This is a genomic window from Microvirga tunisiensis (assembly GCF_009296175.1).
GTDB classification, from domain to species: domain Bacteria; phylum Pseudomonadota; class Alphaproteobacteria; order Rhizobiales; family Beijerinckiaceae; genus Microvirga; species Microvirga tunisiensis.
The window spans coordinates 1-15,417 of sequence record NZ_VOSK01000060.1; the positions used below are offsets into that span (position 1 = coordinate 1).

Here is a 15,417-nt window from a genome sequence, read left to right on the forward strand (position 1 = left end):
ATCTCGCCCGGGCGGAGTTCGCAACGCTGCGGTTGCGCCTGCTCAAGATCGCCGTGCGGGTGCAGGAAACCACCAGCCGCATCCGACTGGCCTTTGCCTCGTGCTGTCCGGAAGCGGATCTCGTCCGCCGTCTTGCGAGCGCTCTGGCACCCCAGCCCCGGGCGGCCTCGCCCTGAGCGCCGGGGCTGCCATCGCCCCGGTCATCCCATCCCGTCCCTGCCAACGCGTTCCCCACGTTCCAGACCTTGCCGCGGTGAAAGAAACGCAGCGGATCGGCACGCCCGCGCTACCAAATAGGCCCCGAAACAAACTCTGGTGAATAGGAACGGCTAGAGATCCAAACGCCCGGAAGCAGAAACCCTCGCCCTCTCGTGGTGGATCTTGATGGAACACTCATCGCCTCTGACCTGCTGATCGAGACCGCATTTTCGGAACTGGGGCGGCACCCTCATTCCCTGGTCAAGATGCTGGCTGCCCTCTCTCGTGGCAAGGCCGCTCTGAAGCACCGCTTGGCTGCACCTTCAGCCTTCGATCCGGCTACCCTGCCCTACGATCCGGAAGTGCTTGAAGCGATCCGCAAGGCCCGCGCCGGCGGGCGGTCTGTCTACCTCGCCTCGGCCAGCAACCGCCGGCTGGTAGAGAGCGTAGCCGACCATTTGGGGGTGTTCGACGGCTGGTTCGCTTCTGACGAGACCACCAACCTGGCCGGCATCCGGAAGGCCGAACAGCTCGTCACGACGTTCGGCGAGCGCGGCTTCGACTATATCGGCAACGATGCCGCCGACCTGCCGGTCTGGGAGAAAGCTGCAACGGTCATCGCCATACGTGCTCCAGCCGGGGTCAGGAAGAAGCTCGCCCTCCGTGCTGCCGAAGAGGTGGAAAATCTGCCCTGCAGCCTTCCCAACTGGCGAACCTGGGCAAAGATGCTACGGGTGCATCAATACGCCAAGAACGCCTTGGTCTTTCTGCCCCTGATAACCTCGCACCTCTTCACCCTGCAGGGTTTTGCGAACGCTGTTCTGGCCTTTATCGCCTTTTCGCTTTGCGCCTCGAGCATCTACATCCTCAACGATCTGGTGGATCTGCAGGACGATCGCGGCCACCGCAGTAAATGCAAGCGCCCCCTAGCCTGCGGGGCGATCCCTCTCAAGCACGGGATGGCCGCAATCCCGATTCTCTTCCTGGGTGCGCTCGCCGTCGGATCTGCCATCTCGCTGCCCTTCCTCGGCGTTCTGCTCGGCTACTTCGCTCTGACGACGGCCTATTCGTTTGCCCTCAAACGAACGATGGTCGTCGATGTGATCACTCTGGCAGCACTCTACTCAGTACGGGTGATCGGCGGAGCCGTAGCCACGAGCATTGTGGTTTCGGAGTGGCTTCTGGCCTTCTGCATGATGATCTTCATGTCATTGGCACTCATCAAGCGCTATGTGGAACTCGCCGCCCGACGGGATGCGAACTTGCCCGATCCGACCAGCCGCGACTATCGGAATAGCGATCTCGACATCGTGGCGGCGCTGGCGGCGGCAGCAGGGTTTAATGCCGTCACGATCTTCACGCTCTACATCTCCAGCCCTGCTGTGAAGCAGCTCTACAGCCACCCTCGCATCCTCTGGTTGGTCGGCCCCCTTCTCCTGTTCTGGATTTCCCGCGCCATGATGCTCGCCAGCCGGAGGCAGATGGATGACGACCCCGTGGTCTTCGCCATCAAGGACAGAACAAGCCTCATGACCATTGCGGCAACCGCTACCCTGCTCTTCGCCGCGATTTAGAGCCTGGCGATGATGTTCATCCGTTATGTGGTGTTTGCGGGCATCGCAACGCTTGTCAACCTCGCAACCCAAGAGGCTGTGGTCCGTGTCGCCCCCTTGTCTCCGCTCGCCCTGTCGATCCTCATGGGCACTGCGACGGGCTTCATATTGAAATACCTGCTCGACAAGAAATGGGTGTTTGACGACGGTTACAGCGGTCATCGACGGGAATTGCAGAAGATCACCCTCTACGGTGTCTTCAGCGTGTTCACCACCCTGGTCTTCTGGAGCTTCGAGGTAGCTTTCTGGGTCATCTGGCGTACAGATTTCGCCAAGTATACTGGCGCTGTGATTGGGCTCGCAATCGGTTATGCTGCGAAATTTGTGCTTGACCGAGCCTTCGTTTTCAAGGAGCGCCAGGCATGATGGAACTCGCCGGCTGGGGGCGATACCCCAGCCACCCATCGCAGGTGATCGGCCCTTCAACGCCTGCAGCCATACCTGCACTCATGGCGTCCTGTTCGGGCCTTGTGGCGCGCGGGAACGGGCGCGCCTATGGCGATGCGGCCATCGGCGAGACGACGACGCTCACGACCTTAGGGCTGGACCGCATCCGGGCCTTTGATCCGTCGACAGGCCGCATCCGACTGGAAGCCGGTGTCCTTCTCGCGGATCTCCTGTCTGTCGTGACGCCCCGGGGCTTCTTTCCACCCGTCGTACCGGGCACGAAGTTCGTCACCATCGGCGGCATGATCGCTTCGGACGTGCATGGCAAGAACCATCACAGGAATGGGGGCTTTGGCGAGCACGTCGAGGAACTCATGCTCGCCTTGCCTGACGGCAGCACAATCAAGTGTTCTCGGGACAAAAACCCTGAACTTCTGATGGCCACCATCGGGGGGATGGGCCTCACCGGCACGATCCTCGAGGCGTCCATCCGCCTCCGCCCTGTCGAGACGGGGTGGATGCGGCAGAAGACCACCGTCGCGACTAATCTCGACGACGCGCTACGCGTCCTGCACGAAGCCGGAACGGCCACCTATTCAGTTGCCTGGATCGACTGCTTGGCCCGCGGTGCTTCGCTCGGGCGTTCGCTGATCTTTGCCGCCGAACATGCCACTCACCAGGATCTGGAGAGCCTTCGACCCGGCGCGGAGCCCTTCCCCTCCTCCCGGCCCGGACGGCTTTCCGTACCGGTCGATCTCCCGTCATTCACCCTTAACAGGCTGTCGGTTTCCGCGTTCAATGAGATGTACTACCGCATCGGCGCGATGAAAGCCGGGTATCCCCATCTTGTGCATTGGGATCCCTACTTCTTTCCTCTCGACGGAATCGGCGACTGGAACCGCATCTATGGCCGCCGGGGCTTCCTCCAGTACCAATGCGTGATCCCGACGGCGAAGGCTCAGGGCGTGCTCGGCACGATCCTTGAGCGGGTCTCCCATCGCGGCACAGCATCCTTTCTGGCTGTTCTGAAGCAGCTGGGGCCGAGCCACGGCGGTCTCTCGTTTCCTCTCGAAGGCTTCACGCTGACTCTCGATCTGCCCGTCGGTGACGATATGTTTCCCCTGCTCGACGACCTCGACCGATCGGTGGTCGAAGCCGGAGGTCGGCTCTATCTCGCCAAGGACGCGCGGCAATCGCCTGAGACCTTCGAGGCCGGCTACCCCGGCCTTTCGCACTTCCGGGACATCCGGCGAAGCATCGGGGCAGCAGGCCGGATTTCTTCACGTCTGTCGACAAGGCTCGGTATTTGATGGCGCTCTCCAAAACCCTTCTCCTCATCGGCGGCACCTCCGACATCGGCCGGGCCACGGCGCTCTGCTACGCCAAGGCCGGGTGGCGGATTCTGCTCTCTGCGCGGAATGAGGAGGAAGCCCGTCGCAATGCCGAGGACATCGCGGCCCGCACCGGAGCGGAGGTCACGACCCATGGCCTGGACATTCTCCAGACGGATCGTTTCGGGAGCTTCCTCGACAACCTGCCCCAGCCGCCCGACACGGCCGTGTGCGTCGTCGGCGAGCTCGGCGACCAAGTGCGGGGACAGAGCGATCTGGCCCACGCAACACTGCTTGTGCGCACCAACTTCGAGGGCCCGGCTCTCCTCCTTGGGGCGATTGCCGAGCACTTTCTCGCGCGCGGATCCGGCACCATCGTGGGTGTCAGTTCCGTGGCCGGTGATCGCGGGCGCGCATCGAATTATCTCTACGGCGCAGCGAAAGCGGGCTTCACCACTTTCCTGTCCGGTCTGCGCAACCGGCTCGCGCCCAAGGGCCTGCGGGTGATCACGGTGAAGCCGGGCTTCGTGCGTACACAGATGACGGCGGGCATGAAGCTGCCTCCCGTGCTGACGGCAGAACCTGACGAGGTCGGTCGAGCGATCTTCAACGCGGCCGAAAAGGGCGGCAGAGACGTGATCTATGTCCGACGCATCTGGCAGCCGGTGATGATGGTGATCGGCGGCATTCCCGAAACGATCTTCAAGCGCTTGAAGCTCTGACTCTGGTCTGTGGAGAATGAGTACGATGTCGATGGGAGCGGTACGGACGCGATCGACGGGTCTGCTCCTGCTCGCGCTCGGTGCTGTCTGCGCCCTTCTGCTTGCCGTTCCAGGCGAGACGGTTACGACGAACTACCTGAATGACCTTTTCCTCTTCCTCGACGGAGTTCACCGCATCGCGGAAGGCCAGGTGCCCAACCGCGATTTCCATACAGCCCTGGGACCGCTCGTCTATTATGCGCCGGCCGCAGGATACTGGCTTTCGGGCAACTTCGGTGGCGCCATGCCGACCGGAATGGCCCTCCTGGTGCTCGCACTCGCGTCGGCTGCCGCGTATATCGTCAGTTCGCGCCTCAGGCCGGCCATCGCCATTCCGCTCGGGACCTATCTGATCTTGGTCGCAGCAGTTCCGATCAACCTGAGCGAGAGCATCGAAGCCCTCTCCTTCGCCATGTTCTACAACCGGATCGGGTGGTCCGCGCTCGGGCTGCTGCTGGTTATGTATCTTCGGCCCGAGCATTCTCGCCGTCATCATCAGTGGATCGATACTCTATGCGCGGCCTTCCTGATCCTCCTGATGCTGTACATCAAAATCAGCTATGGCTTAGTGGGATTGGGCTTTCTGGCCCTGATGCTGCTCGATTCCCGCCAGCGCGGCTGGGCAGCGGCGGCATTCGCTATCGTCTTCCTTGCTGGGCTGGTGATTGAGCTTTTCTGGGGCGGGACAGCAAACCACATCGCGGACCTTCTGCTCGCCGGTCGAGTGAGCGGCAGCGTCGACATCCTCGATGAACTGGCTACGGTGCTCTTCAAGAATCTTGCCGATTATGTCCTGTTCGCGATCTTCACCGCTCTGGCGCTCTGGCGCACGAGGAGCCTCCGCGATGCCCTTTTCCTTGGCTTCTGCGCAAGCTCCGGCTACGTGCTCATGACGCAGAACTTTCAGAACTGGGGCATCGTCACGCTGGTGGCCGGAGCGGCCGTGGCTGTGGAAACAGCCGCCCGGAAGGACGCTCTCGAAGCGGACGAGCATCGCGCATCCGTCACGGCGGGTGCCCAGCTTCTTCTTTTGGCCCTTCTGCTGCCGGCTATGATCCACAATGCTGCGGCCCTGAGCCTTCATGCAGGTCTCGCGTTACTCAAACAGGGACAGGCCGTGCCGTTAGCGAACTTCGACCGGATCCGGCTCGTGAAGTTATGGAGCGAGGGCGAGTACCCGATTTTCAGCCGCTATCTGGCAAGCCTGGAAGATGGCGCACACGCGCTTTCGAGCCTCGAATGGAGAGCGGACCATGTGTTTGTGCTCGACTTCGTGGGTCCGTTCTCGGCCGGTCTTGGCCTCAGGTCCCCCCATGGCGACGGCACGTGGCATCATTGGGGACGCACGGTCAACGAAGACAACCACTTGCCAGCCCAGACGCTCCTGCGCGACGTGCATGTGGTCATGGTACCGAAATGGCCAATCGAGTTCTCCACCGCCGAAGGCCTTCAACGGCTCTATGGCGAGTATCTCGACGAGCATTTCAAGCTCGCACGCGAGACGGCGGACTGGAACGTCTACGTGCTCCGGGAGCCGTCTTCCGAAACGGTGAGCCGGTCCTCCGGCTCGGATCCGGACAAGCGGCAGGACAACCTTCCGCACAGCGGCGGATAGACTGGCGACTTCGATCAGGATGTGGTGCCGGAATAGGGCTGCTACGGCACGGCCGGTCCGGTCCGGCGCAATCCTTCGCCTCTCATACGCCGGGCTTCGACCGCGGATGCAAGCTATCGAGCTGGTCCTGCCGGTGGCCGACCGGAGGGGCTCCGCCATTTACCTATGATCGGCGTGAGGCAGTCATGAGATGCGCACCGTTCAGCAGCGGGTGCGTGCCCGATGGAGCGTCTCAGCGCCGTTCCCTTCCTGGGAAACACACGGACGCGTATCCCTGACCTGCCTCTTCTTCGATCTCGATCGTCAGGCTCTCCTGCCGCAGGTGACGGGGCAGATAGACCCAGAAATGGTCGGCGACATGCCGAGCCGCACCACGGGCGGCTTCGAGACTGGGCAGATCCTGGACCTCGAAATCCTGCGCAAAGCAGATCCCGCTGTAGGCATGGAAACAGTAGCGCGCCATGGCTGCACCCTGATGGCTCAAGCTCTCCTCAAACAACAAGCAGCCGTCGGAAGTTCGGCGGGGGTCATCGTGCCGAACCGAGTTCGTACGATTGCTCTTGTCACGTTTAACTTAAGTGATGGGAGTTCACCTCTGGCGGACTATCTTGGAAATGTGTCGCAAGGCACGTTCCTCCCTGGACTCGAGGTCAAATTCTGACCCTGCTCCCTCGTTGGCAATCGTCAGCGAGGGAGCTTTTTTGTCTCGCATCGTCCCGCAATGAGAAGACGCTGTGCGATCCAGTCCTGGGCGGTGTCGAGGCTGGCGAAGGTGGGGTGGCTTGCTCCATCGATCCGGCCAAAGCCGGCCTCCAGGTAGCAGTGCCCCGGCTCCACCTCATGGTCGTCCGAGAGGTGAACCAGCACCGCCACCAGCCGCTGCCGATCGAGGACCATAATGAAGCACTGTCATTGATCCATGTTGTGTTTAGAAGAAACTTGCCTGTTCCTGCAAATCCTCCAATCATCATGACGAAATCAGCATTATTTATAGAGGGGATAACAAGCCGCACCGTAACGTTAACATAGGTTTGCGCTTAGCTGTGCCGCACTATGTAAGCTTGATGATACGATCTTCTTTTGAAGTCCCGTCAGCTATGACTCCTGATCAGCCATATCCCCCTGACAGCAAGTCCGAACAGGGACGCAGCTCTCTCAATGAAACCATCGATCAAGCCAATCGGGCGATTGAGGGATCACGTGCCGAGATTGCTCGCTCGCAAGCCTTGGGCCAGTCCGTGGCCGATCTGAACCGTGAACTCGAACGGATCAGTGAAGACGAGAACAATGCCTCGCGGACGCTAAAGGACGAGCGGTAATTCCGATGGCGCTTTTATGGACCCATGGTGAACCCTAGCTCATGCTCTGCCTCAAGCCAGAGATCCTCCGGATTGCCACTGCGGCCCTGACGCTCCCAGACCTCATAGGTTCTCACCCGGATCTTCTCTGCGCGACCGTCCATGGCTCGCCTCCAGTCGAGGATCGCTGACGAAAACTCTGATCCCGGTCAGAGCGCCTCCTTCTTCACCAGATGCAGATAGGTCGGATCGAACTCGCCGGCCTTCTTCAACCCCTGCCAGTTCAGCACCTTCAGGGAGCCTCCGTGCAGGGTGATCAGGCCGTCGCCCCGGAGATCCTGGAGCACCCGATTGACATGCACCGTCGAGAGCCCAAACGCATCGCCCAGCTCCGCCTGGGTCACCGGCAGAGTGAAGGCATGGTCCTCCACCAACTCGACGGCCCGCAGCCGCACCAGCAGCTCGCACAAAACGTGCGCGATCCGACCATAAGCGTTGCGCCGCCCGAGCCCCACCATCCATTGTCGAAAGACTGCCGCATCGATGAGAGTGTCGCGCCAGAGCAGGTCGCCGAGATTGGGGTGGCTAAGCATCAAGGTGCGCAGGTCGTCAGGCTGGATGAAGGCGAGGATGGAGGGGACCAGCGTGGCCAAGCTGTGATCCATCGTCTCCAGGTGCAGAGTCTGAAGATCGAGAATGTCGCCACTGATGTGGAACGACAGGATCTGGCGTTTGCCCTCGGCGGTGAGGCTGTAGCGGCAGGCGAAGCCCTCAACCAGGAGGCAGCACTCGGAGGAGGTCTCGCCTTCACGGACGATATCCTGGCGTGCCGCGACGGTTTTCAGCCGCAGCGGCAGGCGCAGCAGGGCGGCCTTCTCCTCAGCCGTGAGTGTAGCGATGCTCTCCAGCTTGCGAACCAACGCGGCGGTGTAGTGAATGGCGTCCAAGACAGTCTCCCCTGGTGAGCAGGCGGGAGCGCAGGTCTCTCAGTCGTCAGCGCTACAGGATCGCATGCTGACAATCCCGAGATTATCATAGGTTAATGCGGTGAGAGCAAGGCATTGGAACGCCAAGCAGCGTCCCTCGTTGAACCACATGCCTCGCTTTTATTTCGACGTGCGGGAGGGAGGGCGCTTCGCTCCCGATGACGAGGGAACCGAGTTCGACAGCCTGGGTGCTGCCGAGCACGAGGCGGCCTGCATGGCGGCTGAGATCGGACGGGACCGGCTGCCGCACGGCAACAGCCGTGAGGTCACAGTCGAGGTCAGGAACGAACACCGCCACCGGGTGCTGACCATCAAGGTTTCGTTGGCAGTCGACCGGGTCGACCCGCCGCCACAACCTCCGCGCGCGTAAAATCAAATCGCGTCATTCACGGAAGTGCCTATGGGAACCGGCCCCGCTGAGACGATCCGCTCTCATCCGTGTCATGTGAACGGGGGTGATGATGTCGTCATTCCCCATGCTCCGAAAGCAGATCCTCGCACGAACCGGCTCCGGGCCGCTCTGGAGCCCGAGGATTTTGCACTGCTCAAGCCCCAACTTGAAGTTATCGATCTCAGGCGCGGTCAGGTGCTCTACGGAATGGGGGGTTATCGTTCACGACACTACTTCCCGCATGAGGCCATCGTCTCCATCGTCAAGGGATGGCGACACCGTTGAGGTCGGGGTGTTCCGGCGCTTTGTGGCGCAGATGTCCGGCACGGCCTCACGCATTACGTTCGAGCGTCTGAGCGAAGTCAGGAACGCCGGTCCGAACCTTCGGCAGATGATCGATCCCCATCCACACAGACGCCGATTGGCTTGGACTCCTGGATCAAGAGAGCATAATGCTGCGATAGGTTTCTCTGTCCCCTCCCGCGTCGCGTCCCCTGGCGAGCCATTCCTTTGGGACAGCGTCTTCAAGGAGCTTGAACCGTGCCCCATGAGCTGACCCGCGTTGAGACGGGTGTGGAAGGCCTTGATGTGGTGCTGCGTGGCGGCCTGGTCGCCGGCTCGTCCTACATCATCCAGGGTCCTCCCGGCGCCGGCAAGACTATCCTGTCCAACCAGATCGCCTTCCATCAGGCCGCATTCGGTCAGCACATCCTTTACGTGACACTGCTCGCCGAGTCCCACGAGCGGTTGTTCGAGAACCTCTCCACCCTGACGTTCTTCGACCCGGAGCGGCTGGGCAACGGCATCGATTATGTGAGCGCCTTCACGACCTTGCGGGACGAGGGCCTGACCGCGGTCGTCAAGCTCCTGCGCCAGGAGATTGCACGCAAGAAGTCGACGCTGCTGATCCTCGATGGGCTTCTCAATGCCCGTGAGAAGGCGGAGAGCAACCTGGATGTGAAGACCTTCATCGCCGAGTTGCAGGGGCATGCGGCTTTTGCCGGCTGCACCGTGGTCTTTCTCACCAGCGCGCAGGTCGACGAGTCCAGCCCGGAGCACACGATGGTCGACGGCGTGATCCAGCTCAAGGAAGAGCTTGTCGGCGTCCGCTCGGTGCGCCGCCTCCAGATCCGCAAGTCCAGGGGCGTGAAGGCTCTGCACGGCCACCATCAGTTCGAGATCCTGGACCGGGGTGTGGTGATCTACCCGCGGCTCGAAGCGGTTCTCGGCTGGCCCTCCGTGCCGGACAGCCCCACGATGGCCCGAACCACCTCGGGCATTGCCGATCTCGACGCGATGATCGGAGGCGGGCTGCAACAGGGCTCCGGCACGCTGGCGATCGGTGCTTCGGGGACCGGCAAGACCACCCTGGGGCTGAACTTCCTTGCCCGGTCCACTCCCGACGAGCCTGCGCTTCACTTCGGGTTCTACGAAACACCGGAGCGCCTGAAGCTCAAGGCGCGCTCCATCGGGCTTGATCTCGATCGGCCGCTCGCCTCCGGGGCCCTCGAAATCCTGTGGCAGCCTTCAACGGAAAACCTGCTGGATGGGCTTGCCCACAAGCTTCTTGACGCGGTGCACCGCCGTGGCGTGAAGCGGCTGTTCATCGACGGGTTTGGCGGGTTTGAACGAGCCGCGATCGATCCCTCGCGCCTGGTCGACTTCTTCACCGCGCTGACGAACGAGCTGCGCGCCCTGAACGTCACGACGCTCGGCACCTGGGAGCTGACCGACCTGTTCAGTCGGCAGATCCAGGCCCCGACGCCTGAGATCTCCAGCGTGATCGACAACCTGATCACCTTGCGCTTCGTGGACCAGCACGCCCAACTCCGCCGCCTGATCTCGATCATGAAGGTACGCGACAGTGCGTTCGATCCGTCCTTCCGGGAGTTCGCCATCAGCGACCGAGGTGTCACCCTCCCCCGATCCTTCGCCGAGTCGGAGCAAGTGCTGGCAGGCACCGCCCGGACCAATGATGGGACCCGCTCATGAAACTACACGTTGTCTGAGCGGGAGCAGGGCCGGAGAATGACCACCATCCTCGTAGTCGACGACGAGTTCCTCATTACGGACATTCTCGTTGATGTCCTGGAGGAGGACGGCTTTCGGGTGCTGACAGCCTCGAACGGCCGGAAAGCCCTGGAGATCCTGGACAGGGAAACGCCGGCACTTGTGGTAACCGACTTCATGATGCCGCTGATGAACGGGCTGGAGCTCGCCCAGGCGATCAAAGCCAACCCCGGTTGGGCCCAGATCCCGGTCATTCTGTTGAGCGGGGCGCAAGGAGCGATTGCCCGTGGCTACCCGGATTTATTTGTAGCCGTCTATGACAAGCCTTTCAGGATCGAGGCAGTCGTCGCCATGGTCAGGGAGATTATTGGCAACCCGTCACGCTCATGAGTTCCTTATCAGCACGCAGCATTCCGAACCAAAGCCCGAACAGACCGCACTGCAATCAGGGCAAATGCCGGCTGCGGGGCACGTCGGTATCGGTCTCTGGCAACGTGGAGTCCTGGCAGGGAATGGCGCTCGGCCCCGACTTCGGTCGATCCTGAATCAGCGGCTTCCATGTCGAAGCCGGGCCGGGTATCGACGATCAGGAAATCGCCGTCGGGCGAAGAACGATCTCATTCACATCCACCTCCGCAGGCTGGCTGATCGCAAAGGCGATAGCCTGGGCCACCGACAGCGCAGGAATCGCCAGTGCATGTTGCTCCCGGGTCGCCGCCGCTGCGGCTTCATCCGTGACGCTGCTCGGCAGATCGGTTTGAGTAGGCCCTGGCGAGATGATCGTGCTGCGGATGTTGTAGGGCGTCGCTTCCTGCCGCAGCCCTTCGGAGATGGCCCGCACGGCAAACTTGGTCGCGGAGTACACCGCCATGGTGGGACGGACCCGCAGTCCTGCGGTCGAAGCGATGTTGATGATGTGACCGCTCCGCTGGCGCTGCATGATCGGAAGCGCCGCGGCCATGCCATAGAGCACGCCCTTCAGGTTGATGTCGATCATGCGCTCCCAATCTTCCACCCTGGTCTGATCGAGCCGGGACAGGGGCATCAGCCCGGCATTGTTGATCATCACGTCCAGCCTCCCGAAGGCGGTCTCGGCCGTCCTGACCAGCGCCTCCACCTGATCGCGCCGGGCCACGTCCGTCGCGGCGATCTCCACCCGACCTCCCTCGGCCCGGATCTCGGCGGCAATCGCCTCCAGGCGCTCCTGCCGACGTGCCCCGAGCACCACATGCGCGTCCATGCTGGTCAGGAGCCGGGCCGTGGCCTCGCCGATTCCGCTGCTGGCGCCTGTGATAACGACGACCTTGCCTGCGATGTCGGGGCTCATCGACATCCTCCAGTCTGTGCCGGGCCGGTCCCCTGTCTCAAGCGCCCTGGCCCCAGTTCATCTCAAGGCCACCGTCGATCGTGAAGCTCTGTCCGGTGACGTAGTCGGCATCTTCGGAGACGAGATAAAGGGCGAGCTTTGCAATCTCCCGCGGCTCGCCCGGCCGGTTCCATGGAATGTTCGGCATCTCCTCCCGCCGCTTCTCGGGATCGTCCGTGCGCTTTATCGTCATGGGAGTCCTGATCAGACCGGGCGCGATGGCGTTCACGTTGATCCGCTCTGGCGCGAGTTCGAGCGCGAGGCTGCGGGTGAACGTCAGGAGTCCGCCTTTGGCGGCCCCGTAGGCGGCGTTCATCGGGCTTGGGATGGCCTCGTGCACAGAGGTGATGTTCAATATCTTTCCGCCGGGACCAGCGGCCTTGCGACGGCGGATGAACTCCCGGCAGCAGAAGAACGGACCGTAGAGATCCGTCCTGATCACCTTGTCAAACTCTTCAGTCTTCGTCTCGGCGACTGTTGAGCCGCTGGAGCCTACGCCGGCATTGTTGACGAGGATGTCGGGAGTTCCGAGTTCGCGCTCCACCGCTTCGAACAGGGCCGAGACACTTGCTTCGTCGCACACATCGGCCTGCTGAACAAATGAGCGTTGCCCTGTAGCCTCAACCCGCCTGCGTGTTTCCTGAGCTCCCGCCTCGTCCGTGTGGAAGATGACGGTAACATGAGCGCCCTCCTTGGCGAACTCCTCGGCCATGGCTTGCCCCATCCCTGAGTCGGACCCGGTGATGACTGCAATCTTGTCCTGGAGCTTTGGCATGGGACCGTTCCGTGAGGTGAGAGGTTCATCGGAGAAGCAGCCCGAGCTGGAGTTGTTCCCACGGGGCATACGCCGGTTTGCCGCAAGACAGATTGGCCACAAGCACTATAAGCCCGGGCACGGTGGCAGACTCGCACAGGAGCGGGTGGGGCTTCCTGACACGGGTCGCTCGGCCGCCAATGTCATAAAAGATTCGGGGAAAAGCCGCGGTCTGGAGGTTGAAACGATGATTGTGATTGAGTGCACGGGCGATGGCCGCAGCCGGGGGCGCATGCATGGAGAGGTGGCACGAGGTTTGATCCGCGACGGGCTCCAGCGCTGGGCTGATGCAACCGCCGGCGCCGCAGGGATCCCGATCACGCGCTACGTCTCGGCTTTTCTGTCGGACACCGCGCTCCTCGCCGCGATTGAGACCCGGCTCCCGGACCTTGTCGAGGAAATGCGTGGCATTGCCGATGGCGCCGGCGTGCCGTTTGATCAGGTTGCCGCCTACAACCTGATGGATGAGCAATGGTGGTACGATCTGGAGCGAACCCCGAACGCGGAACCCGGATGCAGTGTCGTCGCCTTTGCCGATCAGGGCACGGGGGCCGTTCTCCTGGGGCAGAACATGGACCTTCCCGCCTACATGGATGGCGGCCAGGTGGTGCTCCGGATCCAAGCGCCGGGACAGCCGGAGGAGTTGGTGTTGTCTGCCGCGGGCCTGCTGGGCCTGACCGGCGTCAACCGGGCTGGCATGGGGCTCTGCGTCAACACGCTTCTCATGCTCCGGCACAGCCGCAGCGGCCTGCCGGTCACGGCTGTGATCCGAGGGGCTTTGCGTCATGAGCGGCGCGATGCTGCCTTGGCCTTCCTGCAATCGGTGTCGCACGCGAGCGGCCAGCATTATGCGGTGGGTGATCCCGGCGGCGTCATGGGCCTCGAATGCTCGGCGACCGGCAAAACTCTGAGCCCGCCCGCCTCAGAGTCAGCCCTCATCCACACCAACCATCCCTTGGCAAACCATGAGATCGATCCTGTCGCCGAGGCCGCCCTGGAGCAGCGTGGCAGCATCGCCGACTCCAAACGGCGCCTTGAGTTCCTGAACGAGCAAAGCGCATCGATCCGGCAAATAGCCGACATTAGGCGCGTGCTGGCCGATCGGTCGGTGCCAATCTGCAAGACCCAAACCCGCGAGCGGAACAGCACAACGTTCGGCTCCGTGATCTTCGAGCTGACCCCATCACCTCGGGCTCACTTCTGTCCCGGCCTGCCGACGTCGGAACAGTGGGAGCAGCTTGGGTGGAGCTCGGCCGCCCAGGAAGGACCGGCTGGGTGACCTCCACGGGGACGATCGAGTGCGGATGGTGCCCTATCCAGCCAAACTCAGGCCGATCCGGAGGCAGGCCTTCCGGCTGTCGCCAAGGGCCTGACCTGTGGTAGGAGCCGGAATGGTGCTCGGATATGAGGAGAGCGGTATCGTGACAGACATCCGACGGATCGGCATTGCCGCACGCTACAGCGACCTCGTGATCCATGACGGAACGGCCTATTTCTCGGGCTACGTGCCCGAGACGACCCTGGGCCTTTCGGTTTCGGAACAGACCCGGGATATCCTCGGGCAGATCGAGCAGTCCCTCGTCGAGATCGGCAGCGACAAATCCAAGCTGCTGCAGGCGACGATCTGGCTGGCAGACATCGCCTTCTATGACGAGATGAACACGGTCTGGGACACTTGGGTGGCTCCTGGGCAGGCTCCGGCGCGCGCCTGTGTCGAGGCGAGGCTGGCCAACCCGGATTACCAGCTCGAGATCCAGGTCATCGCCGCCCTCTGATCCTGCAGCCCCGCTTAAGCCCGCTCCGTCCGGGCGGTCGATTTTGCGAGTGCTCCCAGGCGCTTGCGCTCATAGTGCTTTGCCAGGCGCAGGTGACGCCACGTGGCGTAGTTCATGGCGATGAGGAAGCCGTAGGTGCCGCGCAGAAAGTGCAGTCGTCCGAAATAAGCCTTCAGGAATGCGGCGGGAAATTCGAAATAGACGCGCCATGTGGGGATCGAGATGCCCCTCACCTCGAGGTCGACGGCCTGCTGATCGGCGTAGCTGTTAAGCTTGGCGAGCTGGTCGCCGAGGGAGCGCACGGACCGGTGATGCACGAGCCCCTTGAGCTTGCCGACTTTGGTTCCCGGCTTCAGGTCGACCCGGTCGTGGACAAGCGAGGAGGAATATCGGCCGGCGTCTCGGCGATAGAGCCGCACAGGCGCGATCCGGTAGGCCAGGAGATGGGGAGCGCTCTCTCCCGGATAGGTCTCGGCGATACGGATCCCATAGGCTTGGCAGGATGGCTCTCCATGGGCGAACAGCGCACGCATCTCGGCCAGCAGTTCCGGAGAAACCTCCTCGTCCGCATCGAGGTTCAACAGCCATCCGTGCCGGCACTGATCTTCCGCGAAGCGCTTCTGGAGCCCGTAGCCGGGCCAGGGATTGAAGATCACCCGGGCGCCGAGTTCCTGGGCCACCGCCTGGGTTCCGTCCGTCGAGCCTGAATCGACCACGACGAGATCGTCCGTCAGCCCCCGGATGGCGCGGATGGTCGCTCCGATCCGGTCGGCCTCGTTCTTGGCAATGATGAAAACGGAAACAGGAACCATGGCAACGGGTGCCTAGCCGCCCTGAAGTTCCATGGCAAGGGCTTTGGGACTCTTCATGGG

Annotated in this window: 19 protein-coding genes; 13 read left to right on the forward strand and 6 right to left on the reverse strand. The window is 62.3% G+C overall.

From position 1 onward, the window contains the following. The 7 genes from FS320_RS16360 to FS320_RS16390 form a co-directional block, all read left to right on the forward strand. Positions 1-176 (forward strand): transposase (locus FS320_RS16360; RefSeq protein ID WP_192926244.1); only part of this gene is annotated, 176 nt, incomplete at its 5' end. A gap of 159 nt (positions 177-335) precedes the next feature. Beyond that, positions 336-1,772, forward strand: a complete 1,437-nt coding sequence (locus FS320_RS16365; protein WP_162003028.1) for a UbiA family prenyltransferase — start codon at positions 336-338, stop codon at positions 1,770-1,772. A gap of 9 nt (positions 1,773-1,781) precedes the next feature. Continuing rightward, a complete protein-coding gene (locus FS320_RS16370; protein ID WP_152712913.1) occupies positions 1,782-2,177 on the forward strand; it encodes a GtrA family protein in 396 nt (131 codons plus the stop codon). Continuing rightward, a complete protein-coding gene (locus tag FS320_RS16375; RefSeq protein WP_152712914.1) occupies positions 2,174-3,508 on the forward strand; it encodes an FAD-binding oxidoreductase in 1,335 nt (444 codons plus the stop codon). Before FS320_RS16370 ends, FS320_RS16375 begins: the two co-directional genes overlap by 4 nt. After that, complete coding sequence (locus FS320_RS16380; RefSeq protein ID WP_162866285.1) at positions 3,508-4,251, forward strand: SDR family oxidoreductase; 744 nt, start codon at positions 3,508-3,510, stop codon at positions 4,249-4,251. Before FS320_RS16375 ends, FS320_RS16380 begins: the two co-directional genes overlap by 1 nt. Before the next feature lie 16 nt (positions 4,252-4,267). Next, the gene (locus tag FS320_RS16385; protein ID WP_152712916.1) at positions 4,268-5,905 is read left to right on the forward strand and encodes a hypothetical protein; all 1,638 of its coding nucleotides are present in this window, start codon (positions 4,268-4,270) and stop codon (positions 5,903-5,905) included. A gap of 190 nt (positions 5,906-6,095) precedes the next feature. Next, positions 6,096-6,566 (forward strand): hypothetical protein, encoded by a 471-nt coding sequence (locus tag FS320_RS16390; protein WP_152712917.1) that lies wholly within the window; start codon positions 6,096-6,098, stop codon positions 6,564-6,566. Between the two features lie 23 nt (positions 6,567-6,589). On the opposite strand, the gene FS320_RS16395 is transcribed toward FS320_RS16390, so the two are convergent. From FS320_RS16395 to FS320_RS16405, 3 genes are all read right to left on the reverse strand, one after another. Then, a complete protein-coding gene (locus FS320_RS16395; RefSeq protein WP_152712918.1) occupies positions 6,590-6,802 on the reverse strand; it encodes a hypothetical protein in 213 nt (70 codons plus the stop codon). A 436-nt stretch (positions 6,803-7,238) separates the two neighbouring features. Continuing rightward, a complete protein-coding gene (locus tag FS320_RS16400; RefSeq protein WP_152712919.1) occupies positions 7,239-7,367 on the reverse strand; it encodes a DUF2934 domain-containing protein in 129 nt (42 codons plus the stop codon). Positions 7,368-7,412: 45 nt separating this feature from the next. Further along, entirely contained in the window at positions 7,413-8,150 is a 738-nt protein-coding gene (locus FS320_RS16405) for a Crp/Fnr family transcriptional regulator (RefSeq protein WP_152712920.1), read from the reverse strand. A gap of 148 nt (positions 8,151-8,298) precedes the next feature. On the opposite strand from FS320_RS16405, the gene FS320_RS16410 reads away from it, so the two are divergent. From FS320_RS16410 to FS320_RS16425, 4 genes are all read left to right on the forward strand, one after another. Beyond that, complete coding sequence (locus FS320_RS16410; protein WP_152712921.1) at positions 8,299-8,559, forward strand: DUF6894 family protein; 261 nt, start codon at positions 8,299-8,301, stop codon at positions 8,557-8,559. Between the two features lie 30 nt (positions 8,560-8,589). After that, positions 8,590-8,865: a cyclic nucleotide-binding domain-containing protein gene (locus FS320_RS16415; RefSeq protein WP_152712922.1), complete on the forward strand. Its 276-nt coding sequence runs from the start codon at positions 8,590-8,592 to the stop codon at positions 8,863-8,865. 255 nt (positions 8,866-9,120) lie between these two features. Further along, the gene (locus tag FS320_RS16420; protein ID WP_162003026.1) at positions 9,121-10,572 is read left to right on the forward strand and encodes a DUF7125 family protein; all 1,452 of its coding nucleotides are present in this window, start codon (positions 9,121-9,123) and stop codon (positions 10,570-10,572) included. A gap of 36 nt (positions 10,573-10,608) precedes the next feature. Further along, positions 10,609-10,980 (forward strand): response regulator, encoded by a 372-nt coding sequence (locus FS320_RS16425; RefSeq protein WP_152712923.1) that lies wholly within the window; start codon positions 10,609-10,611, stop codon positions 10,978-10,980. 196 nt (positions 10,981-11,176) lie between these two features. On the opposite strand, the gene FS320_RS16430 is transcribed toward FS320_RS16425, so the two are convergent. Together FS320_RS16430 and FS320_RS16435 are read right to left on the reverse strand one after the other, a co-directional pair. Next, the gene (locus tag FS320_RS16430) at positions 11,177-11,917 is read right to left on the reverse strand and encodes an SDR family oxidoreductase (protein ID WP_152712924.1); all 741 of its coding nucleotides are present in this window, start codon (positions 11,915-11,917) and stop codon (positions 11,177-11,179) included. Positions 11,918-11,954: 37 nt separating this feature from the next. Further along, on the reverse strand, positions 11,955-12,731 hold the full coding sequence (locus FS320_RS16435) for an SDR family NAD(P)-dependent oxidoreductase (protein WP_152712925.1): 777 nt from the start codon (positions 12,729-12,731) through the stop codon (positions 11,955-11,957). A gap of 226 nt (positions 12,732-12,957) precedes the next feature. On the opposite strand from FS320_RS16435, the gene FS320_RS16440 reads away from it, so the two are divergent. Both FS320_RS16440 and FS320_RS16445 read left to right on the forward strand, forming a co-directional pair. Then, the gene (locus FS320_RS16440; protein WP_152712926.1) at positions 12,958-14,049 is read left to right on the forward strand and encodes a C45 family autoproteolytic acyltransferase/hydrolase; all 1,092 of its coding nucleotides are present in this window, start codon (positions 12,958-12,960) and stop codon (positions 14,047-14,049) included. A 142-nt stretch (positions 14,050-14,191) separates the two neighbouring features. Further along, positions 14,192-14,545 (forward strand): Rid family hydrolase, encoded by a 354-nt coding sequence (locus FS320_RS16445; RefSeq protein ID WP_162003027.1) that lies wholly within the window; start codon positions 14,192-14,194, stop codon positions 14,543-14,545. 14 nt (positions 14,546-14,559) lie between these two features. On the opposite strand, the gene FS320_RS16450 is transcribed toward FS320_RS16445, so the two are convergent. Beyond that, positions 14,560-15,357: a glycosyltransferase family 2 protein gene (locus FS320_RS16450; RefSeq protein ID WP_152712928.1), complete on the reverse strand. Its 798-nt coding sequence runs from the start codon at positions 15,355-15,357 to the stop codon at positions 14,560-14,562. Between the last annotated feature and the right edge of the window lie 60 nt (positions 15,358-15,417).